Source organism: Streptomyces anthophorae (assembly GCF_049310305.1).
In the GTDB taxonomy this organism is placed as follows: Bacteria; Actinomycetota; Actinomycetes; order Streptomycetales; family Streptomycetaceae; genus Streptomyces.
On the sequence record NZ_JBLWQQ010000001.1, the window covers coordinates 4,427,673 to 4,451,688 of the forward strand.

Annotated in this window: 31 protein-coding genes and 2 tRNA genes; 27 read left to right on the plus strand and 6 right to left on the minus strand. The window is 72.2% G+C overall.

The genetic code is table 11. The features are described 5' to 3' along the window. Positions 1-2: 2 nt before the first annotated feature. The 10 genes from ACNYS0_RS19940 (at position 3) to ACNYS0_RS19985 (ending at position 6,136) form a co-directional block, all read left to right on the plus strand. Entirely contained in the window at positions 3-1,367 is a 1,365-nt protein-coding gene (locus ACNYS0_RS19940; RefSeq protein ID WP_422475420.1) for an FtsK/SpoIIIE domain-containing protein, read from the plus strand. 79 nt (positions 1,368-1,446) lie between these two features. After that, entirely contained in the window at positions 1,447-1,632 is a 186-nt protein-coding gene (locus ACNYS0_RS19945; protein WP_422475422.1) for a hypothetical protein, read from the plus strand. Positions 1,633-1,635: 3 nt separating this feature from the next. After that, a complete protein-coding gene (locus ACNYS0_RS19950; RefSeq protein ID WP_422475424.1) occupies positions 1,636-2,343 on the plus strand; it encodes a DUF2637 domain-containing protein in 708 nt (235 codons plus the stop codon). Between the two features lie 18 nt (positions 2,344-2,361). Continuing rightward, positions 2,362-2,553: a mobile element transfer protein gene (locus ACNYS0_RS19955; RefSeq protein WP_422475426.1), complete on the plus strand. Its 192-nt coding sequence runs from the start codon at positions 2,362-2,364 to the stop codon at positions 2,551-2,553. A gap of 10 nt (positions 2,554-2,563) precedes the next feature. Next, positions 2,564-2,719, plus strand: a complete 156-nt coding sequence (locus tag ACNYS0_RS19960) for a hypothetical protein (protein WP_328633431.1) — start codon at positions 2,564-2,566, stop codon at positions 2,717-2,719. 26 nt (positions 2,720-2,745) lie between these two features. Further along, positions 2,746-3,060, plus strand: coding sequence for a SpdD-like protein (locus ACNYS0_RS19965; RefSeq protein WP_422475429.1), 315 nt, complete (start codon positions 2,746-2,748; stop codon positions 3,058-3,060). Positions 3,061-3,146: 86 nt separating this feature from the next. Continuing rightward, a complete protein-coding gene (locus tag ACNYS0_RS19970; protein WP_422475431.1) occupies positions 3,147-3,338 on the plus strand; it encodes a hypothetical protein in 192 nt (63 codons plus the stop codon). Then, the gene (gene repSA / locus ACNYS0_RS19975) at positions 3,331-4,710 is read left to right on the plus strand and encodes a replication initiator protein RepSA (protein WP_422475433.1); all 1,380 of its coding nucleotides are present in this window, start codon (positions 3,331-3,333) and stop codon (positions 4,708-4,710) included. The genes ACNYS0_RS19970 and repSA overlap by 8 nt, the downstream gene beginning before the upstream one ends. Beyond that, positions 4,707-4,913 carry a helix-turn-helix domain-containing protein gene (locus tag ACNYS0_RS19980; RefSeq protein WP_422475435.1) on the plus strand — a complete coding sequence of 69 codons (207 nt, stop codon included), beginning with the start codon at positions 4,707-4,709 and terminating at the stop codon, positions 4,911-4,913. The genes repSA and ACNYS0_RS19980 overlap by 4 nt, the downstream gene beginning before the upstream one ends. After that, the gene (locus tag ACNYS0_RS19985; protein WP_422475437.1) at positions 4,910-6,136 is read left to right on the plus strand and encodes a tyrosine-type recombinase/integrase; all 1,227 of its coding nucleotides are present in this window, start codon (positions 4,910-4,912) and stop codon (positions 6,134-6,136) included. The genes ACNYS0_RS19980 and ACNYS0_RS19985 overlap by 4 nt, the downstream gene beginning before the upstream one ends. Before the next feature lie 88 nt (positions 6,137-6,224). Here ACNYS0_RS19985 and ACNYS0_RS19990 read toward each other — a convergent pair. Together ACNYS0_RS19990 and ACNYS0_RS19995 are read right to left on the minus strand one after the other, a co-directional pair. Further along, positions 6,225-6,297 (minus strand) — tRNA-Arg (locus ACNYS0_RS19990). A gap of 207 nt (positions 6,298-6,504) precedes the next feature. Further along, positions 6,505-6,595 (minus strand) — tRNA-Ser (locus ACNYS0_RS19995). A gap of 170 nt (positions 6,596-6,765) precedes the next feature. On the opposite strand from ACNYS0_RS19995, the gene ACNYS0_RS20000 reads away from it, so the two are divergent. Both ACNYS0_RS20000 and ACNYS0_RS20005 read left to right on the plus strand, forming a co-directional pair. Further along, entirely contained in the window at positions 6,766-7,215 is a 450-nt protein-coding gene (locus ACNYS0_RS20000) for an SSI family serine proteinase inhibitor (RefSeq protein ID WP_422475439.1), read from the plus strand. 194 nt (positions 7,216-7,409) lie between these two features. After that, the gene (locus tag ACNYS0_RS20005) at positions 7,410-11,951 is read left to right on the plus strand and encodes a PAS domain-containing protein (RefSeq protein ID WP_422475441.1); all 4,542 of its coding nucleotides are present in this window, start codon (positions 7,410-7,412) and stop codon (positions 11,949-11,951) included. Between the two features lie 118 nt (positions 11,952-12,069). Here the strand turns inward: ACNYS0_RS20005 and ACNYS0_RS20010 are convergent, their stop codons facing one another. From ACNYS0_RS20010 to ACNYS0_RS20025, 4 genes are read right to left on the minus strand one after another with little or no spacing between them, the layout of a single operon-like run. Beyond that, complete coding sequence (locus ACNYS0_RS20010; protein WP_422475443.1) at positions 12,070-13,725, minus strand: long-chain fatty acid--CoA ligase; 1,656 nt, start codon at positions 13,723-13,725, stop codon at positions 12,070-12,072. A gap of 58 nt (positions 13,726-13,783) precedes the next feature. Further along, positions 13,784-15,403 (minus strand): recombinase family protein, encoded by a 1,620-nt coding sequence (locus ACNYS0_RS20015; RefSeq protein WP_422475445.1) that lies wholly within the window; start codon positions 15,401-15,403, stop codon positions 13,784-13,786. After that, the gene (locus tag ACNYS0_RS20020; RefSeq protein ID WP_422475447.1) at positions 15,400-15,855 is read right to left on the minus strand and encodes a hypothetical protein; all 456 of its coding nucleotides are present in this window, start codon (positions 15,853-15,855) and stop codon (positions 15,400-15,402) included. Before ACNYS0_RS20020 ends, ACNYS0_RS20015 begins: the two co-directional genes overlap by 4 nt. Before the next feature lie 17 nt (positions 15,856-15,872). Beyond that, the gene (locus tag ACNYS0_RS20025; protein ID WP_422475449.1) at positions 15,873-16,325 is read right to left on the minus strand and encodes a helix-turn-helix domain-containing protein; all 453 of its coding nucleotides are present in this window, start codon (positions 16,323-16,325) and stop codon (positions 15,873-15,875) included. A gap of 261 nt (positions 16,326-16,586) precedes the next feature. Here ACNYS0_RS20025 and ACNYS0_RS20030 point away from each other — a divergent pair, with 261 nt between their 5' ends. The 15 genes from ACNYS0_RS20030 to ACNYS0_RS20100 all read left to right on the plus strand — a co-directional run bounded on the left by ACNYS0_RS20030 (position 16,587) and on the right by ACNYS0_RS20100 (position 23,997). Next, on the plus strand, positions 16,587-16,811 hold the full coding sequence (locus tag ACNYS0_RS20030; protein WP_422475451.1) for an XRE family transcriptional regulator: 225 nt from the start codon (positions 16,587-16,589) through the stop codon (positions 16,809-16,811). Further along, positions 16,808-16,993, plus strand: coding sequence for a hypothetical protein (locus ACNYS0_RS20035; RefSeq protein ID WP_422475453.1), 186 nt, complete (start codon positions 16,808-16,810; stop codon positions 16,991-16,993). Before ACNYS0_RS20030 ends, ACNYS0_RS20035 begins: the two co-directional genes overlap by 4 nt. Before the next feature lie 69 nt (positions 16,994-17,062). Next, positions 17,063-17,395, plus strand: coding sequence for a hypothetical protein (locus tag ACNYS0_RS20040; protein WP_422475455.1), 333 nt, complete (start codon positions 17,063-17,065; stop codon positions 17,393-17,395). After that, positions 17,392-17,661 carry a hypothetical protein gene (locus ACNYS0_RS20045; protein ID WP_422475457.1) on the plus strand — a complete coding sequence of 90 codons (270 nt, stop codon included), beginning with the start codon at positions 17,392-17,394 and terminating at the stop codon, positions 17,659-17,661. Before ACNYS0_RS20040 ends, ACNYS0_RS20045 begins: the two co-directional genes overlap by 4 nt. Continuing rightward, complete coding sequence (locus ACNYS0_RS20050) at positions 17,658-18,677, plus strand: ERF family protein (protein WP_422475459.1); 1,020 nt, start codon at positions 17,658-17,660, stop codon at positions 18,675-18,677. The genes ACNYS0_RS20045 and ACNYS0_RS20050 overlap by 4 nt, the downstream gene beginning before the upstream one ends. Continuing rightward, positions 18,674-19,270 (plus strand): hypothetical protein, encoded by a 597-nt coding sequence (locus tag ACNYS0_RS20055; protein WP_422475461.1) that lies wholly within the window; start codon positions 18,674-18,676, stop codon positions 19,268-19,270. Before ACNYS0_RS20050 ends, ACNYS0_RS20055 begins: the two co-directional genes overlap by 4 nt. Beyond that, positions 19,267-19,401: a hypothetical protein gene (locus ACNYS0_RS20060; RefSeq protein WP_422475463.1), complete on the plus strand. Its 135-nt coding sequence runs from the start codon at positions 19,267-19,269 to the stop codon at positions 19,399-19,401. The genes ACNYS0_RS20055 and ACNYS0_RS20060 overlap by 4 nt, the downstream gene beginning before the upstream one ends. Before the next feature lie 65 nt (positions 19,402-19,466). Further along, a complete protein-coding gene (locus ACNYS0_RS20065) occupies positions 19,467-20,339 on the plus strand; it encodes a DNA cytosine methyltransferase (protein ID WP_422475465.1) in 873 nt (290 codons plus the stop codon). Next, positions 20,336-20,506, plus strand: a complete 171-nt coding sequence (locus tag ACNYS0_RS20070) for a hypothetical protein (protein ID WP_422475467.1) — start codon at positions 20,336-20,338, stop codon at positions 20,504-20,506. The genes ACNYS0_RS20065 and ACNYS0_RS20070 overlap by 4 nt, the downstream gene beginning before the upstream one ends. A 73-nt stretch (positions 20,507-20,579) precedes the next feature. Continuing rightward, positions 20,580-21,506 (plus strand): hypothetical protein, encoded by a 927-nt coding sequence (locus tag ACNYS0_RS20075; RefSeq protein ID WP_422475469.1) that lies wholly within the window; start codon positions 20,580-20,582, stop codon positions 21,504-21,506. Next, a complete protein-coding gene (locus ACNYS0_RS20080; protein WP_422475471.1) occupies positions 21,503-22,186 on the plus strand; it encodes a zinc finger domain-containing protein in 684 nt (227 codons plus the stop codon). Before ACNYS0_RS20075 ends, ACNYS0_RS20080 begins: the two co-directional genes overlap by 4 nt. Next, the gene (locus ACNYS0_RS20085; protein WP_422475473.1) at positions 22,183-22,674 is read left to right on the plus strand and encodes a hypothetical protein; all 492 of its coding nucleotides are present in this window, start codon (positions 22,183-22,185) and stop codon (positions 22,672-22,674) included. Before ACNYS0_RS20080 ends, ACNYS0_RS20085 begins: the two co-directional genes overlap by 4 nt. Continuing rightward, positions 22,671-22,838, plus strand: a complete 168-nt coding sequence (locus tag ACNYS0_RS20090) for a hypothetical protein (RefSeq protein WP_422475475.1) — start codon at positions 22,671-22,673, stop codon at positions 22,836-22,838. The genes ACNYS0_RS20085 and ACNYS0_RS20090 overlap by 4 nt, the downstream gene beginning before the upstream one ends. A gap of 139 nt (positions 22,839-22,977) precedes the next feature. Continuing rightward, positions 22,978-23,493 (plus strand): HNH endonuclease signature motif containing protein, encoded by a 516-nt coding sequence (locus ACNYS0_RS20095; RefSeq protein WP_422475477.1) that lies wholly within the window; start codon positions 22,978-22,980, stop codon positions 23,491-23,493. Between the two features lie 3 nt (positions 23,494-23,496). Then, positions 23,497-23,997, plus strand: a complete 501-nt coding sequence (locus ACNYS0_RS20100) for a single-stranded DNA-binding protein (protein WP_422475478.1) — start codon at positions 23,497-23,499, stop codon at positions 23,995-23,997. The last annotated feature ends 19 nt before the right edge of the window (positions 23,998-24,016 follow it).

Consider the following 24,016-nt stretch of genomic DNA (forward strand, 5'->3'; position numbering starts at 1 on the left):
TCATGGGCGAGTTCATCGTCGTGCTCCTGGTGGTGGCCGCCGTCGCAGGTCTTCTGCGGTGGCGGCGCCCCGCCTGGTACTGGGTCTGCTTCGGCGCCGTCCTCGCGTCGCTGCGGCTCCTGGTCCGCTACGCCTCCGTGATGGAGGCCTGCGGGCTCACGGTCCCGCCCTCGCGCTGGCGCCTCGCCCTCGCCCGACTGGCCAACCGGCCTCTTCCCGAGTCCCGCTCGCCGCGCATCCTGCGGCTGCGGCCCACCCGGACCGGCCTCGTCCTGCGCCTCAAGCTCCGCCCCGGACAGGACGCCTTCGACTTCTCCGCCGCCACGGACCGGCTGCGCCACTCCTTCGGGATGCACGGCGTCACTTCCCGTGAACTCCGCGCTGGCGTCGTCGAGTTGCGCATGACCGGCTATGACGTGCTCAAGCGGGTGCAGATGCCCGCGCCCAGCACCGCCGCCGGTTCGTCGCCGCTACGTGTCCCGGTCGCGCTGCGCGAGGACGGCTCGATCCACTACCGCGACTACCGGGCCGTTCCGCACGGCCTCACCCTCGGCGCCACCGAGTCCGGCAAGTCCGTCTACCAGCGCAACCTCGTGTGCGGCCTCGCCCCGCTCGACGTCGCCCTGGTCGGCATCGACTGCAAGCAGGGCGTGGAGCTCTTCCCGCTCGCCCGCCGATTCTCCGCGCTCGCCGACGACCCGGACACCGCGCTCGAACTCCTCGACGCGCTCGTCGACCACATGCAGGAGGTCTACCAGCTCATCCGCGCCGAACAGCGCATCAGCGTCGGCGTCCCGGACGCGGAGATCGCCGCCGACATCTGGGACCTGCCCGCCGAACTGCGCCCGACCCCGGTCGTCGTCCTGGTCGACGAGGTCGCCGAACTCGCCCTGTACGCCAGCAAGGACGAGGAGAAGCGCCGCGACCGCATCGTCACGGCCCTCGTCCGCCTCGCCCAGCTCGGCCGCGCCGCCGGGATCTACCTGGAGATCTGCGGACAGCGCTTCGGCTCCGAACTCGGCAAGGGCATCACGATGCTCCGCGCCCAGCTCACCGGCCGTACCGCCCACCGCGTCAACGACGAGACCAGCGCCAACATGGCCTTCGGCGACATCTCCCCGGACGCCGTGATCGCCGCCATCCAGATCTCACCCGACACCCCCGGCGTCGCCGTGGCCGGTGACTCGACCGGCGGCTGGGCCCGCATCCGCGCCCCGCACACGTCGCTGCGCGCCGCCGTGAACCTCTGCAACGCCCACGCCGACCGCACGCCGGACCTGCCCGCACTCGCCGCCTTCCGGCCCGCCGTGCCCGCGCCCGCCCGGTCCTCCGTGTCGCTCACCAAGGCCGCCACGGTCACGGCCTGACTCCCCCTCGCTCCACGGTCGGCGCGACCGCCCCGCGCCACGCCCCTACCCCGCCCATGCCCAAAACAGGAGGCACCCCATGGACGCCAACGAGGACTTCGCCCGCACCGCCGCCCTCCTCGGCGCACTGGACCTGTACGAGCGCCGCTACGAGACCGACGCCGCGTTCGTCGAGGTCATCGCCCCCGCGCTCGCCCTGTCCCTGCCGATCGGAGTCCTGCCGCCCATGCCGTACGACGGCAGCGACGACGCCTCGGAGGGCTGACCGGTGACGGCCCGCACCACGCTTCGCCCGGACGCCGTCCTCGTCCAGGCCGTCATCGCCGGAGCCCTCTCCTTCGCCCACCTCCACGACCTGGCCGCCGCTGCCGGACAAGACGGCTGGAAGGCCTGGGCCTACCCGGTCAGCGTCGACCTGCTCCTGGTGGCCGCCTGGCGTCGGCTCCGGGGCGACCGCCGCTCCCGGCTCGCCTGGTCCTGGTTCGCCGTCGCGCTGTTCGCCTCGCTCGGCGCCAACGTCGCCACCGCCGGACTCCTCGACGTCGACCACCCGCCCGCCTGGCTCCGGATCGGAGTCGCCGGATGGCCCGCGATCGCCTTCCTCGGCGGCACGCTCCTGGCCCACACGGCCACGGCCGCGCCCGCCGAAGTCGAGCGGGAAACCGTTCGGCCGGCACCCGAGCCCGAGCCGGAAATCGAGCGACCGACGCCCCCGGCCCCGGAGCCCGTAGAGCCTCCGGCCGTCGAGGAAGCCTCGGCGCTCACGGCCGCTACGGAACCCGCGAATGCGCCGCGCATAGACGTGCCGCGCACGGACCCGGCCCCCGCCGTCCCGGCCGCCCTCGTCGCCCACGCCCGCAAGGTCGCCGAAGCCCACCAGGCGAACACCGGCACCGCCATCGACCCCGACACCCTGCGCTCCCGCCTCGGCGTCCCGCCCCAGCTGGCCGACGCCATCGCCGCCCAACTCACCTGACCCGAAAGGAGAGCCACCATGCCCGCCCGCGACCACTTCCACTCGGTGATGCAGATCGGCCCGGTCCAGGTCGGAACTCACCGCGACCGCCACGGCCAGACCAAGCACGCCGCCGTGTGCACGGCCGACCGCTGCGGCTGGTCCTCGGACTACTCCAGCCAGTCCGCCGCCCAGCTCGCCGCCCGCACCCACCGCTGCCGCGTCCGCTGAGGAGACCGCCATGGACGTCCCGCTCTGGTTCTTCGTCGCCTGCGTCGGCCTGGTCGGCATCAAGCTCATGCGCCCGCCCTGGTGGCTCGTCGCCCTCCTGCTCCTGGGCGGCTACCTCCTCGCCGACAGCGTCCTCGCCCCGGTCATCGACACCGCCGTCAAGTAACCGTCCACGGAAGGGAGTACGTCCCGATGCTGCGCCCCAAGGTCCCGTCCATGCCCGTCCCGACCGGCCAGGTAACCCCGCCCGCCGTCGTCGAGCCCACGGCGATCACGCAGTCTCAGCCCGCCCCGGTGGCGCCCCAGCCTCCGGCCTCGACCCGCCCCACGGTCCAGCTCACGCCCGGCGCCCTGATCACCCTCGTCGTTGGCGGCACGGGCGTCGTCCTGGTCCTCGGCACCGTCCTGGTCTCGCTGCTCCTGGCCGTCGCCATCACCGCCGGATCGACCGCCATCACCGCGCTCGTCATCCGCTCGCTCATGAACTCCGAGCACAAACGCCGCTGACCGGCCCCGGGCGGCCTGAAACCGCCAAGTCTCCACCGCCCGGGAGCCGTCCCCAACCGATCCAAGAACCGGAAGGAACCCCCAGCATGACGCACCGCACCCGCCGCCCGTCCCGGATCTGCACCGCCTGCGACGGCTTCGCCTCCGTCGCCATCACCCTCGGCGGCCGCGACCGGCACGGCCACCTGCGCACCATCACCGCCGACTGCCCGGCCTGCGACGGCACCGGCTTCGTTGTCCTCCGCACCCGCACCGCGCAGGAGGGCGCCCGTGCCTGACACGCTCCTCGACCCGACCACCCTCGGCGACCTGCTGAGGGTGGCTTCGGCCGCCGACTTCGACCGCTGGCAGGACCAGGTCCAGCGCACCGGCGGCTGCTCCGACCCCATCCACCTCACCGGCTGGACGCTGACCAAGGACAAGACCACCGGCGAGACCCTGCACCACTACTCCACCGAGACCGAGCCGGGCGGCCGACTCCGCCTCGCCTGCGGCAACCGCCGCGCCTCCCGCTGCCCGTCCTGCGCCTTCACGTACGCGGGCGACACCTACCACCTCATCCGCGCGGGCCTGGCCGGAGACGACCGCCGCGACATCCCCTCCACGGTCCGCGACCACCCCCGCGTCTTCGCCACGCTCACAGCCCCGTCCTTCGGCCCGGTCCACAACCGCCCCGACTCCGGCACCTGCCGCTGCGGCGCTCACCACGCGTCCGACGATCCCGCCCTCGGCACGGCGCTCGACCCGACGACGTACGACTACGCCGCCGCCGTCCTCTTCAACAACCACGCGGGCGACCTGTGGATGCGCTTCACGACCCGCCTGCGCCGCGAGATCGCCGCCCGCGCCGGAGTCACCCAGCGCGAACTCAAGGAGTCCGCCCGGCTCTCGTACGGCAAGGTCGCCGAGTTCCAGAAGCGCGGCGCCCTGCACTTCCACGCGGTGATCCGCATCGACGGCCCGGAAGGCCCCGAGACCCCGCCGCCCTCCTGGGCCACGGTCACCCTCCTCGCCGACGCGATCCAGGCCGCCGCCTCCCACAGCTACACGTCCGTCTCAGTCCCGGCCACCGAGGACGAACCAGCCCGCACCTTCCGCTGGGGCACCCAACTCGACGTCCGCCCGGTCAAGGCCTTCGGCGACGGCTCCGACATCACCGAACAGGCCGTCGCCGCCTACGTCGCCAAGTACGCCACCAAGGCCGCCGAGACCACTGGCACCCTCGACCGCCGCATCGGCGAACTCTCCGAACTCGACCGCCACCAGGTCCCCGACCACACCCGCCGCCTGATCGAGGCGTGCAAGCACCTCGACCCGCTCTACCCGGACCGCCGCCTCTGGGCCTGGGCCCACATGCTCGGCTTCCGGGGCCACTTCTCCTCGAAGTCCCGCCGCTACTCGACCACCCTCGGCGAACTCCGCCAGGCCCGCGCCGACTTCCGCGCCGCCCAGGAACGCGAAGCCCTCGGCACCCCGGACTTCGAACCGGACACGGTCCTGGTCCTGGCCGACTGGCAGTACGCGGGCCACGGCCACACCCCCGGCGAATCCGCCCTGGCCGCCACCATCGCCCGCGGCCTCCAACTCAACCGTGAGACAGCACGCGAAGCCCTGCAAGAACAGCTCTCCCTGGAAGGAGCCGCAGCATGACTACAGCAGTGATCCACCGGAAGTGGTACACGACCGCAGAGGTCGCCGAGATGCTCGGCTACGGCCTCTCCAAGACCAAGATGCTGGTGCTCACCGGGGAGATCCGCTCCATTAAGGACGGCCGCAACCGGCGCATCCTCCCGCGCTACGTCGACGAGTACATCGAGCGGCTCGCCCGCCAGGCCGAAGGGGAGGCAGCATGAGCGGCAAGCGCGGAAACGGTGAGGGCTCGATCTACCCGTACAAGAACGGCTTCGCGGCCTACGTCTGGGTCACCAAGCCCGACGGCAAGCGCGCCCGCAAGTACGCCTACGGAAAGACGCGCGACGAGGTCCACGACAAGTGGCTCAACCTCCACGCGGAGTCGAAGAAGGGGCCCGTCGCCACTCGGCACCGCACGGTCTCCGTCTTCCTCTCGTACTGGCTCGACTCGATCGTGAAGCCGAACCTCGCCCCGCTGTCGTACGTCTCGTACGAGGGCTACGCGCGGCTCTACATCAACCCGTATCTGGGTGCGAAGCGGCTGGACCGGCTGACCGTCCGCGATGTGCGGGAGTGGCTGGCCAAGTTGGCGACTGTCTGCCAGTGCTGCGCGCAGGACAAGGATGCGAAGCGCCCGGCTTCTCGCCAGAGGTGCTGTGCGGTCGGGGACTGCTGCGAGGCGTACCCGTCGCGCCGCATCATCCAGGCCTCCCGCGACGCCCTGCGGGCCGCGCTGACCCATGCGGTCGCTGAGGAGGAGATCAGCAAGAACGTCGCCTCGCTCGTGAAGGTGCCGAAGCCTCGTCGCCGCCGGATCAAGCCGTGGTCCGTCGCGGAGGCCGGCCGTTTCCTCGCCGACGCCGCAGACCGGGACGACCACCTATTCGCCGCGTGGATGCTGGTGCTCTGCCTCGGGCTGCGCCGGGGTGAGGTCCTGGGCCTGACGTGGAAGTCCGTCGACTTCGAGAACGGCGAGCTGTACGTGGACCACCAGATCCAGCGCGCCGGTCGCCAGATCCTGCACCGCGAGACCAAGACCGAGGACTCGGACGACTTCCTGCCGCTGCCCGAGGTGTGCGTGAAGGCGCTGCGCATGCGTCGCGCTCAGCAGACCGGAGACCGTAAGGCGGCCGGTGACGCCTGGCAGGACACTCGCGGCCTGATCTTCACGACGAAGTACGGGACGCCGATCGAGCCGGGGAACCTGACCCGGATGTTCGCCCTTCGTGCTCGGCGCGCGGGCCTGCGTGTAATCCCGCTGCGGAACACCCGGCACACGTGCAGCTCGCTCCTGGTTGCGCTGAAGGTCCACCCGAAGGTCGCCCAGCGCATCCTGCGGCACTCGCAGATCGCCATGACGATGGAGGTCTACGCGGAGGCGAGTGAGGAAGCGGTCCGCTCGGCGCTCGACAAGCTGTCGGGCGCAATGGGTGGCACCGGCTGAAAGATCGGTCGGCACGGTTGCTGTACTTCCGTGCTGTACACCCGGAAACGCAAGAGGCCCGGACTTTCGTCCGGGCCTCTTACCTGTGTGCACTCGGCAGGATTCGAACCTGCAACCTTCTGATCCGTAGTCAGATGCTCTATCCGTTAAGCTACGAGTGCTTGTTTTTTCTTTTTTTGTTGTCTCCGTTCCCGGCCTTTCGGCCCGTCCCGGCGACAAGAAGAACATTACATGACTGCCGCCGCCATGTGAAATCCGATTGCCCCACCCCTTCTGACCTGCGAAAACGCACTCCGGGGTGGTGCGCGGCGACACCCGGGAAGCACCGAAGCCCCGGTCCTGGTGGACCGGGGCTTCGGATCTTGCTGCGGAGGCGGAGGGATTTGAACCCTCGATGGGGGGTAAACCCCAAACCGCATTAGCAGTGCGGCGCCATAGACCGGACTAGGCGACGCCTCCAGCGCAGTCCCCTCTCGCGCGGACGCGATTGGGTGCGTGCAGATGATGACACAGCGGAGCGCCGCCTCACCAATCGCCCCCCACGGTACTAGGAGGGCAGGCCACAGGGCAAAGCCTGGGGTGTCGGGCGCAACGTCGGGGTGGGTACGGGCGTTGAGCACGACATGTTCATGCGCATCTCTTCACGAATGCTCGGCTCCGTCGCGACCGTCGTCGCCCCGCTCGCCCTCCTCGCGGCCACCCCCGCCGCCGCGCACGCGGACGCGGGCAGCGGGTTCGGGTTCGGGCCCGGGCTCGACCACCTGACCATCACCGTCACCGACTCGGACAACGGCAGCGACGGGACGTACGAGCTGGACTGCTCGCCCGCCGGCGGGACGCACTCGGATCCCGGCGCGGCCTGCGGGCGGCTCGACGAGCTGGAGGCCGAGGGCGTCGACCCGTTCGCTCCCGTCGCAGGCGACGCGCGCTGCACCATGCAGTACGGGGGCCCGGCCACCGCCCGCGTCACGGGGAACTGGCACGGTCGCGTCGTCGACTCCTCCTACGCGCTGAGCAACGGCTGCGAGATCTCCCGGTGGCAGCAGTTGGAGCCCGTGCTGCCTGCGACCGGGCCGTGACCCTCGGTCCCGTGGTCACAGGCTCGTGACTCGGCCCGCCCCGGATCCCCACATCCTCTACGTGGGCTCCGTCGCATCCGGCGCCTCTTGTCCAACCACTGCCCGTAGACTCCCTCCCGTGATACGCCGCGGACCACGAGGCAGGATGGTCCGCGCGGTCGGCAAGTCGCAGTAATCAGGGAGGAACCGTCGTCGTGAGCAGCAGGCCATCCCGAGGCGCTGCTCGCCTCGCAGCCATACTTGACGCGCTTCCGGACGGGTTGTTGCTCGTCAACACCAACGGAACCGTGGTCAACGCCAACTCCATCGCCCTGGAGTCCTTCGAGGCTCCGGGCACGGCACTTGTGGGGCGCGGCCTGCTCGACCTCCTGCCCGAGTTCGACTCGCGGCTGATCCCCGGCTCCATGCGCCGGCCCGACACCGTGACCGACGAACGCGGGCGGACCAAGCCGACGCGGATGACCGCGCGGCGTACCGACTCCAGCGAGTTCCCCGTCGAGGTGACCTCCGCGAACCTCTCCGACGGCGCGCGGGACGCGGTGGATCCGTACGGCACCAGTGGCGGCCAGAGCTACAGCGGCTCCGAGCTGCTCATGCTGGTCGTGCGGGATCTGTCGGGGGCCGTCGACACCGAGGCCGAGCTCGCCCGTTCGCAGCGGCAGACCGAGATGATCCTGCGCGCCGCGTCCGAGGGCGTCGTCGGCACCGACACCGACGGGCGCATCGTGCTCGTCAACCCCGCCGCCGCGCAGATCCTCGGCTTCCGGGCCAGCGACCTGGGCGGCCAGGAACTGCACCCGCTCATCCTGCACTCGCGTCCGGACGGCGAACCGTTCCCGTACGAGGAGTCCCCGCTCGCCGACACGCTGCGCTCCGGGCGCAAGCACCGGGTGCGCGGCCAGGTGCTGTGGGCCAAGGACGGCGCCAAGGTGCCCGTCGACATGACGACGGCCCCGGTGCGCGACGGGGACCAACTGGTCGGCGCCGTCATGACGTTCGCCGACCGCAGCTCCGTCGAGAAGCTGGCCGCCGAGCACGCCGAGGAGATCGCCCGGCGCGACGAGGCCGCCGAGAAGGAGCGCGAGGAGCGCGCCGCGGAGCTCCAGCGGGTCACCGAGGAGAGCGCCGCCGAGCTGCGGCGCGTCACGGACGAGAGCGCCGCCGAACTGGAGCGGGTGCGTGAGGAGCTGGGCTCCGAGCTCACGTCCGTGCGTGAGGAGCTGACCGGTGAACTCGCCGCCGTCCGCGAGCAGCACGCCGAGGAGCTGTCCGCCGAGAAGGAGCGGGGCGCCGCGCTCGCGGAGCGCGAGAAGGACCGTTACGAGGCCCTGGCCGCGCGGCACACGCAGCTGCTCGCCGTGCTCGGGCAGTCGCTGCGCGGGCCGTTGGACGAGCTGCGGCGCGAGCTGAGCCAGCTCGCCGCCGACGACGCGGGCCAGCTGTGGCCCGAGGCCAACCAGGTGCTGCACCACCTGGCCGCCGGGTACTCGCGGATGACGACCCTCGTCGACAACGTGCTCGCCTATCAGACCTTGGACGAGGGCGGTTCGCTGCTCTCCCGGACGAACGTCATGTTCGACGCCGTCGTGGCCGCGGGTGTCGACGGGGCCGTCGAGCTGATCGGGCCGGGCCGGGTGCAGTTCGCCGTGCACGCGCCGCCGATCGAGGCCGAGGTGGACGCGGGCCGGCTCGCGACCGCGCTCGCGCATCTGATCGCCGACGTCGCCGGGATCGACGCGACCGGCAACGCCCGGACGCCCGCCGGCTCCGGGTACGTCGACTCGACCGTCGTCGTGGCCGCCGCGCAGCGGGGCGCGAACGTACGCATCGAGGTCCGCGGTCCCTACTCGGGCGGCGACCCGGTGCACGAGCCGATCGTGCACGGCATCGTGCGGGCGCACGGCGGAGTGCTCCAGACGCACGAGATGCCGGGGATGAGCGGCAGCGCGTACGTCCTCGAAGTGCCGATCGGGACGGGGGCCGGGGCCGGGGTCGTTCCCCCAGCGGGAGTCGTTCCCGACGCCGCAGCCGTTCCTGACGTCGCAGCCGTCCCCGACGCCGGGGGCGTTCCCGGCGCCGGTCTTCCCGGGCAGGAAGCGGGGCCCGACGGGGCTGCCGACGGCGTGCCTGCCAATGTCTCCGTCGAGGCCTCCGAGGCCACGGAGCCCCACGAGGTCTCCGCCGAGGCGAACCCGAATCTTCCCGCTCAGGCCACCGGTGGCGGCAGCAGGCGCCGCAGGGCGCGGCGGGCCGCCGGGCCCTCCACGGACGCGTTCCTGGAGAGCAGCGTGTCGGGCGGCGAGCCGCCGGCATCGGCTCCCTCCAGCGGTACGGGCCGCAGGCGCGGACGCCCCGCCCCGGAGGAGGCCGCCGCCCAGGGCGCCGTGGTGACCTCGGCCGAACACGAGTCGAGTTCCCCGTCCTTGGGCGAAACGGTGCCGCCGCAGGGCGTGCCCGCGCCGGGCGGGCGCAGGGCCCGGCGCGCCGGGCGTCAGGAGCAGGCGGCGCTGCCCGCGCTGCCCTCCGGGTCCGCGCCCGACCGTGAGCAGGGCGCCGAACCGGCTCAGGGCGAGCTGGAGTTGGCCGGTGCCGCGCAGCCCTCCGGGCGGCGGGCGCGGCGCGCGCTCGGCAGCGCGCAGCCGACACAGGACGCGCAGGACGCGCAGGGCGCCCAGGCTCCGCAGAGCGCACAGGGCGCACAGGGCGCACAGGGCACGCAGGGCACGCAGAACGCGCAGGATGCTCCCGCGGGTGGGCAGCGGGCGAGGACTCAGCAGGCGGGTCCGCGCGAGGTGTTCGCGCTGCCGCCCGCCGAGGCCGACCGCACTCCGCAGGCCCTGCCCGAGACCGAAGTACGGCCCGTGGCGCAGCCCGGGATCCAGGCCGATGCGTCGACCGAGGCGCAGCAGCCCGCCGCTGCACAGCCCGCCCCCGGTGACCTACCGAAGGAGGCTCAGGCCGCACAGGCCGCCGCCCCGCAGGCCCCCGCACCGCAGCCGCAGCCCCTCCCGTTGCCGGACGAGGCGCACCGGCACGACACCGCCGGGGCGCACCCGGCCGAGGACCACACGCCGCCGCAGCCGCATCCGGCACAGCCCACGCCCGCGCAGGGCACGTCCACGGCGGGTGGCGCCGGCGCCACGCTGCCGCCGGAGAACACGCCGGGCAGCGAACCTGAGGACGTGGCGGCGAACCAGGACCGGGCTCTGGCTCAGGGCCAGGGCCAGGGCCAGGCCGCGAACCAGGCGGTGCCTCAGCCCGCGCCGCAGCCGAGCCCGCAGGCGGAGGCCCAGCCGAAGCCCCAGCCGGAGAGCGACCCGGACGACGAACCGGAGGGCGCCCCGGCGGCCCCGGCCGACAGCACTCCGGCCCCCGCCGCCCAGCCGCTGCCCGCCGAGGCCCCGCAGCCCCAGGCTCAGGACCAGGCCCCGTCCGGTGACACAAGCTCGACGCAGGGGCGTGCCTTCAGCGTGCGGACGCTGGGGCAGGGCGTGCCGTTCGGGCGCCAGGTCGCCGCGCAGCAGCGCCGTCCGCAGCCGCCTGCTCCCCAGCCGCTTCCGCCGCAGGCCCCGCCGCGGCCGAGCACCGCGCCGCAGCAGGCCCCGGCCCAGGGGCAGACGCAGGGCGGTTCGGGGACGTTCGGCGGCTCCGGCACGCTCGGCGGTTCCGGACGGCGGCGCAAGCTGTCCAATCGCCAGGAGAACCGCCAGGAAAGCCGCCAGGAGAACGCCCAGGACGCCCGCAAGGAGCAGCCGGACACCGGCAGCACCGCGCAGCCCCCGGCGCCGGGCACCCCGCCCCAGGACACCGCTCAAGGCACGCCCCCGCAGGGCACGCAGGCCCGGCCGCACCCGCAGCCGCTCCTCTCGCCGAACGCTTCCGAGGGCGGTGGCCGTGCCTACGCGATCGGCGCCCCCGAGCAGGACGGCGTCGAGGGCCCGGAGCCGCTGGACGGCCCCGGTGGCGCCGTCGAGGTCGCCAACCGGCCGCAGCCGATGCCGATGGACGACGAGTTGCCGCCCGAGCCGCTCGACAACCCGCGCCGCCTCCTCGTCTGGCCCGCGCCGGACGTGGCGACGCAGCAGGCGCTGAGCGACCGCGGCTACCGCCCGGTGACCGTGCACTCCCGTGAGGAGGTCGACGCGCAGATCGCGGCGTTCCCCGCCGCGCTGTTCGTGGACCCGCTGACCGGGCCGATCACGCGGACCGCGTTGCAGTCGCTGCGCCAGGCGGCCGTCGCGGCCGAGGTGCCGGTCCTGGTGACCGCGGGCCTCGGTCAGGCCTCGCGCGACGCCGCGTACGGCGCCGACCCGGCCGTGCTGCTGAAGGCGCTCGCCCCTCGGGACAGCGAGCAGCACCCGCCGCGGGTGCTGCTGATCGAGGAGCACGAGGAGATCGCGCTCGCCCTGACCGCGACCCTGGAGCGGCGCGGGATGCAGGTCGAGCGGGCCGCGAACGACGCGGACGCGGTGGCCATCGCCTCCGAGCTGCACCCGAACCTCGTCGTGATGGACCTGCTCCAGGTGCGGCGTCGCCAGGCCGGAATCATCGACTGGCTGCGGGCGAACGGGCAGTTGAACCGCACGCCGCTCGTCGTCTACACCGCCGCCGTCGACCACGCCGAGCTGCCGCGGCTCGCGGCGGGGGAGTCGGTGCTGTTCCTGGCGGAGCGTTCGACGAGCGCCGAGGTGCAGGGCCGGATCGTGGACGTACTGGCGAAGATCGGCACGAACTGAGCCTCGGATTCTGAGTCTCGGATTCTGAGTCTCGGGCCCTGAGCCTCGAAGCCTGAGCCTCAACACACGTACGGGGGCGGCCCTTTCGGGCCGCCCCCGTTTCACGTGAAACAGGCCGTCACAGCCTGGTGACGTCCAGGTCTCCCTCGGCGTACTGCTTGCGCAGCACCTTCTTGTCGAACTTGCCGACGCTGGTCTTCGGGACCGCGGGGATGATCGTCCAGCGCTCCGGCAGCTGCCACTTGGCGACCTTCTCGGCGAGGAAGGAGCGCAGCGTCTCGAAGTCGGCGCTCGCCCCCTCCTTCAGCACGACGGTCGCGAGCGGCCGTTCGCCCCACTTGTCGTCGGGTACGGCGACGACCGCGGCCTCGGCGACGTCCGGATGGGACATCAGCGCGTTCTCCAGGTCGACGCTGGAGATCCACTCGCCGCCGGACTTGATGACGTCCTTGGCGCGGTCGGTCAGCGTGAGGAAGCCGTCGGGGCTGATGGTGCCGACGTCGCCGGTCTTCAGCCAGCCGTCCTCGCTGAACTTGTCCTCGGGGCGCAGCGGTTCGCCGTCGGAGCCTCCGTAGTACGCGCCCGCGATCCACGGCCCGCGGACCTCCAGCTCGCCCGCGGACTCGCCGTCCCAGGGCAGCTCCTCGCCGCCGGGGCCGGTGAGCCTCCCCTCGACGCCGGCCGGGAAGCGGCCCTGCGTGAGCCGGTACGCGAGCTCCAGCTCGCTGCCCGGCTCGGCGTTGGCCGGGGGCTTGGCGACCGTGCCGAGCGGGGACGTCTCCGTCATGCCCCAGGCGTGACAGACCCGCATGCCCAGGTCGTCGAACGCCTTCATCAGCGAGGGCGGACAGGCCGCGCCGCCGATGGTGACCTGCGTGAGCGTGGAGACGTCGCGCGGCTTCGCGGTGAGCTCGGCGAGCAGGCCCTGCCAGATGGTGGGGACGGCCGCGGCGTGCGTGGGGTGCTCGGACTCGATCATCTCGGCGAGCGGCGCGGGCTGAAGGAAGCGGTCCGGCATCAGCATGTTCACGCCGGTCATGAACGTGGCGTGCGGCAGGCCCCAGGCGTTGACGTGGAACTGGGGGACGACGACGAGCGAGGTGTCGGCGTCCGTGAGGCCCATCGACTGCGTCATGTTGACCTGCATGGAGTGCAGGTAGATGGAGCGGTGCGAGTAGACGACGCCCTTGGGGTCGCCCGTGGTGCCCGAGGTGTAGCACATGGCGGCGGCCCGGCGTTCGTCGAGCTCGGGCCAGTCGTACGTGGTCGGCCGGTCCGCGATCAGCTCCTCGTACTCGTGCACCTGCGCGGAGGCACCGTCGAGCACGGAGCGGTCGCCGGGCCCGGACACCACGAGGTGCTCGACCGTCGGCAGCTTCGAGAGCAGCGGGGCGATCATCGGGAGCAGCGAGCCGTTGACGATGACGACCTTGTCGGCGGCATGGTTCACGATCCACGCCAGCTGTTCGGCGGGCAGCCGCAGGTTGAGCGTGTGCAGGACCGCGCCCATGCAGGGCACGGCGAAGTACGCCTCGACGTGCTCCGCGTTGTTCCACATCAGCGTTCCCAAAACACTGCCGGGCGTCACGCCGAGGTCATCGCGTAGTGCGTGGGCGAGCTGCGCGGCCCGGTTGCCGATCTCGGCGAAGGTGCGTCGTTGGGGCCCGCCGGGTTCACCGGTCCAGGTGGTGACCGTCGATTGCCCGTGCACCGTCCGGCCGTGCTCGAGGATGCGGCTTACCAGTAGTGGCACGTCTTGCATGGTCGACTGCACGAGACCTCCCGCGGTTGTGGCGTTCGGCGATTGTGGCCCCGTACCGCGCGGTATGTCACTACCTCTCGGTAGCGTGGTGCGGCTCCTCCCACGGGTCCGGCTGCCACAGGGGGTGAATCTGAATCTCGACGTTCGCGGCGCCGACGCCGTGCCGGATGAGCGCCACGCGACGGATGAGCTTCCGGAGGATCATGTTCCGCCCGCGGGTGTCGAGGGTTGGCCACTCCTCGAGGGTGCCGACGACCAGCGGTACGAACTCGGCGCGGTCCGGTAGCGGCGCGGCTTCCGGGATGCTGTCGAGTAGGGCCTGTGCGTCGGCGCGCTTGCGCCGGACCACGTCGGCGGCTTCCTCGTACTCCCCTGGTCCCCAGTCCTCCGGGCTGGCCGCGTGCTCGGCGCGGAGTCGCGCGAGTGCTTGCCGCTGCTTGTCGACTTCCGCCTGTGCACGCGCGCGGGCGCGCATGTTCGCTGCCTGTTCGTCGGCGAGGTTCCGTTCGGGGGTGAGCTCGCCCGGCGGTGCGTTGTCGATGCCGGCCGCGGCTTCCCGCTCGAGCCACGCGAGTACCGCGGCCTCGACGGTGGTCCGCTTGACGAATACGCCCTCGCACGCGGTCGCGCCGCTCTTGGCCCGCTGGCTGCACCGGTAGGCGTAACCGGGCACGTTCGCGCCGTCCTTCCGTTGCGCGTTCAGGCTGGTGCCGAGGCGGCATCCCGCGCACTTGCACAACCCGGTGAGCTCGTAGATTCCCGCCCGGGACCGCGGCGTCGTCTCCCGCACCACCTTGCGGCGTTGCTGGTACGCCTCCCATAGGTCGAACTCGATCAGTTCCTCTTGTGCGCCCTGAATGTGGACGTGGTTCTTGCACGTGCCGTCGGTCTTCCGGCAACGGCACTCCGGGTTGTGCACGGTGAGCAGGCCGGCGGCAAAGCCACTGTCCATAAATCGGCTGAGGGTTTCCGTGCTCCACATGCTTCCCTGCGTGGTGCGGTGGCCGGCGCGGTTGAGTCGTCCGCACAACACGCCGAATCCGTCGCCGTCGACGTAGTCGCGGTACAGGTCGGCGACGACCGGGCCGAGCTGGTCGTCGGCTTCGTACTTCTCCTGTTGCAGCTTGCCCGTGCTCGGGTCGTAACGTCGGTGCCAGACGTACCCGAATCGCTTCCGGCCCTGTGCGGGTAGGTGCAGCTTGTACTTTCGGTGGTTGTGCGTCTCTCGCCACTGCTCGCCGGCGCGGTCGGACTCGAACGCCCCGAACTCGAGGATCATCCCGCGTTGGAACCGGCCGATCGCCGTCGAGGCGTCGACGGGTTCCGTCGCGGATTCGAGCTCGCCGCCGGCTTGTTGCAGTCGTGCGAGGTTGACCGCGTTCCCGATGCGGTCGCGGCCGAATCGGGAGTATCGCCAGACGGCGACGCCGTGCGCCTCGCCGGCCTCCACGCGCTCAATGCATCGCATGATCTTGCGCTTGAAGTGGCGGCCGGACACGTCGAGGTCTTCGACCCACCCGACGATGCGACGGCCGGTGCGACGGGCCCATTGGGTGATCGCGTCCCGTTGTAGCTCGGGGCTGATCTTCTCCTCTTTCCACGTGGATACGCGGATGTAGGCGAGCCAGGGTTCGCCGTCGTCGTCTTTCGGTGTGGCTTGGAAGGTGGCCGGTGCTTGGCCTGTAGTCACAATGCGTTCCGTTCGGTGAGGTCGGACGGTTTGCTGTGTGGGTGCAGTTCCCGGACGTTGCTTGCCGGGCGTTCGTCGACGTGCTCGCACTGCCCCGGGAAGGGGGCGAGGGTGAGGCCGGCGCGGTTGCTGCGGTCGGCCGTTCCGTCGTTGTCGTGCAGGATGCGTTCGCCGTCGTCGGGCGGCGCGGTGTGCTGGTCGAGCAGGCCGCGGGCGACGTGTTCGAGGGCGAGGCGGTAGCCGGCCTCGTGTGCGTCGGCGAGCTGGTCGGCCGAGTTGCGGTGTGCGCGCTGGGACTGCCAGATAGTGAACGGTGGGATGGCTGCAAGCACGATCAGAATGCCAGCACGCGTGAGGTCGCCCTCGTTGTCGAACAGCAGGCCGAGCATGCCGGCGGTGACACCGACGATGAGCGCGCCAAGGGCGAGGGTCGGGAAGTTGCGGCCGATCACTGGTGCCTCCGTGCTGGTTAGTGCTCTGCGAGGTTGCCCTCGCCTTCGTCGGGGGGTGGCTGACGCTGCAAGGTGTGAGTCATCGAGACGAACAGGCGGCGTGCCTGGTCGTCCCTGATGCCGAGCTCGTCGGCGGCCTGCTCGGGTGTGATGTTGCGTGGGCCCTCCGTCGGGTTCTGTACGGCCCTGAGCTCCCCCTCGTTGAGCACGCCGGCACGCACCAGGACTTCGCCGAGGGGTACCCGTAGGTTCTCGGCGAGCAGGGCGAGTACGCGCGTGTCGGTGACGTGGTCGCCGCGTAGTAGGCGGCCGACTGTGGACGGGCTGATGCCCGACGCTGATGCAAACGCGCTTTTCCCGCCGCTCCGGGGGCCGGAGAGGTCGTAGCCGCGTGTAGTGAGCTGGTCATGCAGCCACGCGGCGAAGCGTGCGGCGCGGTCGTCTCCCGCTTCCTGCTTCCTGTTTTTCATGGGTGAAATGTAGCGCGTTACTGTCTCGCGCGACACATGCGGATCCGGACACAGTGCGGTACTGCATCGTGACGCCTCCTTCGCCCCCTAGACGCCCCTGACCTGCGCTTTCATGATCGAACGTGTGCTCGATTCTGCTCCCCACCTCGCACGCTGTCAACGGCTTAGTACCGGATGCTACCTGCGGTAACTTTCACTTCTGAAAGGTAGCTGATACTTTCTGTCTCGGCAGACAAGCTGTCTGGCCAGAAAGGAACGGCCATGTACGACCGCGCCCTGTTGCAGGCAGTCGCCCGGGACAAGGGGGATGCCCACTACACAGACATCGCAACCCGGCTGAAAGTTGCACCTGTCACCGCATGGCGTCTGTGGACCGGCAAGACCGCCCCAAGTGCCCGCGTGGCCGCCGCCGTCGAGGACGTGTACGGACTCCCCGCCTCGCGCCTGCTCAAGCTCGCCGACGCGCCCCTCGAGGCCGCGGCATGAACGGCGCCCAGGTGATCCCCCGCGAGCAGGCGTTCGCCGACGCCCGCCGAGAGCTCGACAAGGCCCGCGCCCGCCGCGACCGCGACCGCGCCGCCGGCCGCCTGCCCCTCGAGATCGAGCGCGCATGCCGCCGCCTCGAGCGCCAGCAGCGCCCCGCCGCCCCGCACCGCGCCGCGGCCTGAAACGCACTCGGGCCGCCCCGGATGCGACCCGGAACGGCCCACCACGACCGCCACAGAAAGGCACCGGACGTGAATCCCGAGACTACCGCGACCAGCCCCGACGCCGCCCGTACGGCCCGCGTCGCGGCCCGCCTCGCCGAGGTCGCCCCGACTACCGCCGTCGTGCGCACCACACCCGTCACGCTCGACGACACACCTAAGACGCTGGTCACGCTCGACGACCGCGACGGCCGGCCCGTCGACGCCGACCGCGCCGCGCATCGCACCGCCCGCGACGTGCTGCGCGCCGAGTTCCCGGGCGCCGACTGGCACGGCCGGATGCACGCATACGACGTGCCCACCGGCCGCCTGCTCGCCCTCGCCGCCCCGACGGGCCCCGCCGAGCTCGAGGCCGGCCAGTGACCGCCCCGGCCGCGCTGGTCGAGCTCGACCTCGACGAGGTCGCCCTCGCCTACGCCCAGAACCCCGACACCCTCGCGCGCCTGCTCGCCGCCCACGCGGCGAACGTGCTCGCCCTCGACCTCGCCGCCGTCGACGCCACCGCGCCGCACCACGAGTGCGCCATGCGGGCCGCCACGGCCGACGGATCCCGGGGCGCCCTGCTCGCCGAGCTCGACGCCCGCCCCGCCCTCGCCGCCCGCCCCCGCACGATCGGACACCCCGCATGAGCGACACCTCGCCCGCCGTCACCCCCCAGCCCGACACCCTCGCCGCCGTCGAGGTCACCTACGAGCCCGCACCCGCCGGCGCCCCCCAGGACGCCCCGCGCGTGTTCGCCGTCGTCAACGCCGTCATGAAGGACGCGATGCCCGTCGGCAAGAACCAGCGCAACGAACAGCAGAACTACAGCTTCCGCGGCATCGACGACGTGATGTCGACCATGGCGGGCCCGATGCGCACACACGGCCTGTTCATCCTGCCGAGCATCGCGCAGCACAAGCAGCAGACCAACGGGAAGATGACGCGGACCGTGATCACGATGCGGTACCGCGTCTACGGGCCCGCGGGTGACTGTCTGGTCGCCGACGTTCCGGGCGAGGCGTTCGACTACGCCGACAAGAGCACCAACAAGGCCCAGTCAGCCGCGCTCAAGTACCTGTTGTTCACCCTGTTCATGCTGCCTGTGGACGGCCGCAGCATCGACGACGGCGACCGCCACAACCCCGAACCGGCCGAGGAGCGCGCACAGCAGCAGCCGCGCCGCCAGCAGCGCCAGCAGCAACCGCGCCGCAGCAACCGCGCCGAGGCGGGCCCATGGGAGACCGCGCCGCCGCAGCAGGCCCAGCAGCAGCGGCCCGACTACCTCGCCGCCGCCCGACAGGCCACCAACCGCGAGCAGTTCGACAAGGTGCGCGCCGCCGCCGTCGAGGCCGGCGCCCCGGCCGACTACCTCGCCCAGCTCGACGCGGTCGCCGCCGAGCGCGCACAGGCCGCACAGCAGCAGCCGCAGCAGTCCGGGCCGCGCGCCGTCGAGCAGCCGCAGCAGTCCGAGGCCGAGCAGGACCACGCCGCCGCGCTCGACGAGATGTACCAGGCCGCACAGGCCGCCGGACTGGCCAACCAGCGCGAGGCCGACGACGCGTTCGCCGCCCGATTCTCCACCGCACCCAAGCAGGCCACGCCCGCGCAGCTGCGCAGCATGCGCGACGACCTGCTCGACGCCGCCCAGGGAGCCGCCGCGTGAGCACCACCGACACCACCACCGCCGAGCAGGCCCCCGCGGCCGAGCAGCAGGGCGAATCGCTGCGCGACCTCGCCACGCAGGCCGCCGTGTTGAAGCTGCTCGCCGAGCGCGTCGCCGCCGCACAGAAGGACGTGCGCAAGCGGACACAGGCCGCGCTCGACGCCGCGGCCGAGCGCGACGGAGTCGAGCGGATCGCCGCCGAGCTTCCGGGCGGGCCGACCGTCGCCACGATCGGACTGCGCAAGGGCGAAACCGGGCCGGTCGTCACCGACGAGGACGCCCTCGCCCGCTGGATCCGCGAGCAGTGGCCCGACGAGCAGTGGACCGAGACGCGCATCGTGCGCACGGTCAAGCCGTGGAAGCTCGCCGAACTGCTCGGCGAGATGGAGGCCGCCGGCGCGACGAAGGTCGCCGACAAGACGACCGGCGAAGTGCACGACGTGCCGGGCGTCGTCATCAAGCCCACGCGCGCCCGCACGCACGGGATCACGTGGCGCAAGGGAGGCAAGGAGGCGACCGCCGCCGCGTGGCGCGACGGCACCCTCGCCGACCAGCTCGCCGCCATCACCGCGGGCGAGGAGGGCGCCGCGTGATGCTCGCCGCCGCCTGTGCCCTCGCGTCCGTCGCCGCCCTCGCCGTAGGCGCATGGGCCATCGAGACCCGCCTCGCCGCCCTGTGGCACGCCGAGCAGCGCCGCGACCGCGCCCGGCACCGCCGCCCGTAGCCACCCCTGTACGGCCCGCCTCGCCTCACCGGGGCGGGCCCACCTCCCGGAACGGAGCAACCCCGTTGACGACCCCCATCCCCTCCGCACTCGACCGCGTGGCGCGCGCCATCGAGGGCCCACCGGCCCCGCCCGTGGCCGGACAGCTCGATCTCGACCAGGCCGACGCGCTCAACATCCTGTCCCTGTTCTCCGGTATCGGCGGCCTCGAGCTCGGCCTCGAGCGAGCCGGAATGTTCGTCGTCGGGCAGGTCGAAATGAATCCCTTCTGCCGGCGCGTGCTGGCACACCACTGGCCGGAGGTCCCCCGCCATGACGACGTTTGCACCGCCCCCGATTGGTGGAGCAGCGCGCGCCGCCCTCACGTCGACGTTGTCGCCGGTGGCTACCCGTGCCAGCCATTCAGCCTTGCGGGAAAGCGACTCGGTACCGCCGACGGACGTTGGATGTGGCCTGCCATGGCTGCCGTGGTGCGCCGAGTACGACCGCGATACGTCGTCGTGGAGAACGTCGCCAGCCTTGTTCGAGATGCCGACGCCTTCGGATGGATGCTCGGTGACCTGGCCGAGCTCGGGTTCGATGCGGAATGGGCAGTGCTATCTGCGCCGCAGTTCGGCGCCCCCCAGGCAGCGCGTGAACGGGTCTACCTCGTGGCCTACGCCCCGGGCGTCTATGGGGACGCACGGAGTCGCGTGGACGAGGGCGGAGAGCGGCGATCACCGCTGGCAGCTCGAGGACTACTTGGCCTTCCTGCATCTGCGCGCGGGGAATCAGCGCGTAAGTGGCTTGAAGCCGAACCCCGAGTGGGTCGGTTGGTTGATGGGATTCCCGCCCAGGTGGACCAGCTTGCCGCTTACGGAAACGCCGTCATCCCCGCCGCCGGCGAGCACATCGGCCGCCTCATCCTCGACGACCACCGGGCGCGGGTGACCGCGTGACAACCGCCGCCGCACCGCCCGCAGCCGCCCAACACCGCCCGCGCCCGTGCGAGCACGGCAACCCCGCGTGCCGCGCCGTCCCGACCCGGCCGTACGTGTGCGGCCCGCGGTGCGCCGAGCACCAGCCGGCCCGCACCCACCCGTACCACCGCCTCGCCGCCCAGTGATCCGCCCCGGGGCGAGGCCGGCCACCGACGCCCCTCGCCCCGGGCGCCCAGCACGATCGGAGAACCACCAGCCGTGACCCTCGACGCTATGCACTGGGTGTGGGCACACGCCCGCGCGCGCGGAAACGCCCGCCTCGTGCTGCTCGCCGTCGCCGACAAGACCACCGGCCCAGACGCCACCGCCCGCATGGGGACGACAGAGCTCGCCGGCCGCCTCGCCGCCGCCCGCTCGACCGTCCTCGCCGCGGTCGACAAGGCCCTCGCGTCCGGCGAACTGGTCGTCGCCGAGCAGGCCGCGGGCAGCCGCGCCGCCCTCTACCGCTTGCCCGGAGCGGTCGACTACGCCCGCCCCGACTCCCCCGCTACCGGTCGCAATCCCGTACCGCCACCGGCCCCCGACGCCCCGTTCGAGAACACGACCACAAACGGTCAGCGGTCCGAATCTGCGACCACAGACGCCCCCGGCAGTGGTCGCGATCTCGAACCACAAGCCCAGGAAGCCGAGAACGGTTTGTGGTCCGAATCTGCGACCACTTGTGGTCGGAAAGTCGGACCCCATCACGCACCCATAGAGGGAGTGAGTGAAGGAGGGAGGGAGCGTGTAGACCCGCGCGGCACTACCGCCGCGATCCCCGAGTTCGCCCGCCCTCTGGTCGACCAGATCACCGCCGCCGGCGCCGTCGTCCGATGGGACCTCACCCCTACCGAGTGGTTCACCCTCGACGCCCTGATCAAGCGCAGCGGTGCGGACATGCTCGCCGCCCACGCCGCCCGCGCCGCGCAGCGCCGAGAGGTCAGCCACGCCCGGTACTTCCTGCGTGCGTGGCGCGACCTCCCGCCCGCGCCGGCGCCCGGCACCACCGCCCCGGCACCAGCGTTCGGCCCCGGCACGAACGTGATCCCCCTCGCCGCCGCACAGCCGCGCCGCGGCCGAGTCGCCGCCGCCGCCGACATGTTCGCCGCCGCCCTCGCCACCAGTCCCCAGGAGCCCGCCCAGTGAACCGACAGGAAGTCGCCGCCCTGCTCGCCTACGCGGTGCGCCTCGACCCGCGCAGCGCCCCGACCGACCAGCACGCCGCCGCCGACACCCTCGACCAGTGGGCCGACCTGCTCGCCGACGTGCCCGCCACCGCGCAGCACCCCAACGGCCGGCACTGGGACGCCTCGCAGGTCGTACGCCACCACATCGCGAGCAGCCCGTACCCGATCAAGCCGGCCGACGTGTCCCGCCCGTGGCACGCGTTCAAGGCGGACGTACTCGGGCGCCACACCGACGCCGTACCGGCCGCGGACCCCGACGACCCCGAGGCGTACCGCGCCGAACTGCTCGGCGCCCGGCATGCCGTCGCCACCGGCGCCGCGACCGCGACGACGTATCGCGAGCTCACCGGCGGGCCCGATCCCAGGGTCGCGCAGCGCCTCGCCGCGCTCGGCAGCTACATGCCGCGCAGCGTCGCCGACGAGCTCGCCTACTGCCGGCCGCGCCGCGCCGCCCGGGAAGCCCTTGCGCTCGAGAACCGGCCCGACCCCCTCGACGTGCCGTGCGGATGGTGCAGGGCCCGGACCGGCCAGCCGTGCCGCAGCGGGAAGAACGGCGCCCGCCAGCGCGCCACCGCGCACCCCTCGCGCGTCGAGGACGCCACCGCCCGCCACAACACCCCGCAGGAGCAGAGCGCATGAACCGCCACACCAAGCACCCCGGCAAGGCCCCGCACCGCCGCAAGGCGACCGGCCGCAACGACACCACGAAGAACACCCGCGGATACCGCGTCACCGGCTCTTGGAACGCCCGACCGGACCGGCCCGCCGTCAAGGGCACCCCGGACCGCAAGGCCGCCCGCCGCATCGCGCGCGAAATGGCCGAGCAGGGCGCGTACGTCATCGTCGAGGAGCACCGCGCACACGGCCAGTGGCGCACCCTGTACGAGGTCGACGGGCCCGCCCAGCAGGCCGCCCGCGCCGCTGCCGAGGAGGCCGAGCGCGAACGCGCCGCCCGCGCCCGCCGGCACCTCGAGGAGCAGGCCCGCACCGCCGAAGCCGAGCAGCGCCGCCGGCACCGCCTCGCCGCCGAGGCGACCGTTCACGCCCGCCAGCTGATGACCGCGCCGGCCATCGTGCGACCGGAGAACCGGCAGCGCGCCCGGCACATCACCGGGGCGCAGCGATGATCCCCGCCGCCCTCGCCACCATCCGCGCCGCCGTCGAGGTCGCCCACGGGAACGGCCTCGAGGACGCCGAAGACGTGGCGCAGCTGGTCGCCGACGAACTCGAGGCGCAGGGCTGGACCCTCGCCACGCTCGAGGACGAGCTCGCCCCGCAGCAGGCCGCGTAGCACCGGGCCCCCGGGGGCGTGCCGGATACCGCCGCGCCCCCGGATGCGCTATCTTTCTGTCCAGACAGACACCATGTCTGCACCGAAAGAACATCCCGAACGACCCCCCCGAACATCCAGCCCCGGAGGTACACCCCCGATGCCTCGCCCGACCCCCGCAGAACGGTTCGCCGCCAAGGTGAACACCGCCGGCCCCCTCCCACTCATCCGCGGAGTGCACGGCCGTTGCCACCTGTGGGACGGCGGCACCAACGACAAGGGGTACGGGACGTTCTACGTCGCCGGACGCACCGTCAAGGCCCACCGATTCGCCGTCGAGTTCGCCGACGGCCGGCCGATCCCCGCCGGCCTCGAGATCGACCACCGATGCCGCAACCGCGCATGCGTCCGCCGCTCCCACCTCGAGCCCGTCACGCACCGCGTGAACATCCTCCGCAGCACGAACCACGTCGCCCGCCGCGCCGCCGTCACCACGTGCCCGGCCGGCCACCCCTACGACGACGCGAACACCTACGTCGCCACCAACGGCACCCGCAAGTGCCGCACATGCAAGCGCGAACAGACCCGCGCCCGCCGAGCGGCGACCCGCGAGCAGCAGCTCGCCACCGTCGCCCACCTCACCACCACACCGACCCCCGAGAGGCAGGCCGCGTAACCCATGGCAGGCGAGACCACGATCACGATGGTTGGCAACGTCGTGAACGACCCCGAGCTCAGGTTCACCCCGTCCGGCGCCGCCGTCGCGAACTTCCGAGTCGCCTCGACGCCCCGCCACTTCGACAAGCAGGCGAACGAGTGGAAGGACGGCGACCCCCTGTTTCTCGGCGTATCCGCATGGCGCCAGCTCGGCGAGAACGTCGCCGAGTCCATCCAGAAGGGCGCCCGCGTCGTCATCGTCGGCCGCCTCCAGCAGCGCCAGTACGAGGACCGCGAGGGCAACAAGCGCAGTTCGTACGAGATCACCGCCGAAGAGGTCGCCCCCAGCTTGCGCAACGCGACCGCCGCCGTCACCAAGACCACCGGCAGGGGCGCCCAGCAGGGCACACAGGGCGGATGGAACGCCCCCCAGCCGCCCCAGAACAACGGCTACGGCCCCAACCAGCCCCAGGGCGACCCATGGGCCACACAGGGCGGATACAGCGACGAGCCCCCGTTCTAACCCCGCGCCGCGACCGGGC

Coding starts and splice junctions, on each gene's coding strand:
- ACNYS0_RS20000 (WP_422475439.1), top strand. CDS start 6,766: ATGCGCATCTCTTCACGAATGCTCGGCTCCGTCGCGACCGTCGTCGCC.
- ACNYS0_RS19940 (WP_422475420.1), top strand. CDS start 3: ATGGGCGAGTTCATCGTCGTGCTCCTGGTGGTGGCCGCCGTCGCAGGT.
- ACNYS0_RS19965 (WP_422475429.1), top strand. CDS start 2,746: ATGCTGCGCCCCAAGGTCCCGTCCATGCCCGTCCCGACCGGCCAGGTA.
- ACNYS0_RS20030 (WP_422475451.1), top strand. CDS start 16,587: ATGTACGACCGCGCCCTGTTGCAGGCAGTCGCCCGGGACAAGGGGGAT.
- ACNYS0_RS19945 (WP_422475422.1), top strand. CDS start 1,447: ATGGACGCCAACGAGGACTTCGCCCGCACCGCCGCCCTCCTCGGCGCA.
- ACNYS0_RS20025 (WP_422475449.1), bottom strand. CDS start 16,325: ATGAAAAACAGGAAGCAGGAAGCGGGAGACGACCGCGCCGCACGCTTC.
- ACNYS0_RS20100 (WP_422475478.1), top strand. CDS start 23,497: ATGGCAGGCGAGACCACGATCACGATGGTTGGCAACGTCGTGAACGAC.
- ACNYS0_RS19970 (WP_422475431.1), top strand. CDS start 3,147: ATGACGCACCGCACCCGCCGCCCGTCCCGGATCTGCACCGCCTGCGAC.
- ACNYS0_RS20035 (WP_422475453.1), top strand. CDS start 16,808: ATGAACGGCGCCCAGGTGATCCCCCGCGAGCAGGCGTTCGCCGACGCC.
- ACNYS0_RS19955 (WP_422475426.1), top strand. CDS start 2,362: ATGCCCGCCCGCGACCACTTCCACTCGGTGATGCAGATCGGCCCGGTC.
- ACNYS0_RS19985 (WP_422475437.1), top strand. CDS start 4,910: ATGAGCGGCAAGCGCGGAAACGGTGAGGGCTCGATCTACCCGTACAAG.
- ACNYS0_RS20085 (WP_422475473.1), top strand. CDS start 22,183: ATGAACCGCCACACCAAGCACCCCGGCAAGGCCCCGCACCGCCGCAAG.
- ACNYS0_RS20090 (WP_422475475.1), top strand. CDS start 22,671: ATGATCCCCGCCGCCCTCGCCACCATCCGCGCCGCCGTCGAGGTCGCC.
- ACNYS0_RS19960 (WP_328633431.1), top strand. CDS start 2,564: ATGGACGTCCCGCTCTGGTTCTTCGTCGCCTGCGTCGGCCTGGTCGGC.
- ACNYS0_RS20095 (WP_422475477.1), top strand. CDS start 22,978: ATGCCTCGCCCGACCCCCGCAGAACGGTTCGCCGCCAAGGTGAACACC.
- ACNYS0_RS19980 (WP_422475435.1), top strand. CDS start 4,707: ATGACTACAGCAGTGATCCACCGGAAGTGGTACACGACCGCAGAGGTC.
- ACNYS0_RS20050 (WP_422475459.1), top strand. CDS start 17,658: ATGAGCGACACCTCGCCCGCCGTCACCCCCCAGCCCGACACCCTCGCC.